General features: G+C 46.8%; 1 protein-coding gene. It reads right to left on the reverse strand.

Going from position 1 to position 363, the window contains the following annotated elements; genetic code table 11:
* The coding region (locus BCU68_RS08665; protein WP_277868780.1) for a VCBS domain-containing protein at positions 1-363 on the reverse strand (363 nt) is incomplete at both ends.

A 363-nucleotide genomic window follows, 5' to 3' on the forward strand; every position in this document is an offset into this window, starting at 1 on the left:
CACGGTAATGGTATGTTCCGTACCATCTTGCGAAGTGATGGTGAATACTTCGTCTTTCGTCTCACCTTCATCTAAGTATTGAACATCGCTATTATCAACGTTGTACGTCCAAGCACCATCTTCAGTTAACGTAAGGCTTCCAAGCACGCCAGCAGCAGGAACTACACTGCTTGGGTCGAACACTTCTTGCAGGACACCATCCGCGTCGGTAATGGTTAACTGACCACTATTAGTTAGAGTCGGAGAAGTTTCATCTTCAACAACTTCACCAACCGCATCGCCGGAGATGATTGCGGCATCATTAACACCCGTGATCGTCACGGTAATGGTATGTTCAGTACCGTCTTGCGAAGTGATAGTGAA

This window comes from Vibrio sp. 10N.286.49.B3 (assembly GCF_002873395.1).
Taxonomy (GTDB): domain Bacteria; phylum Pseudomonadota; class Gammaproteobacteria; order Enterobacterales; family Vibrionaceae; genus Vibrio.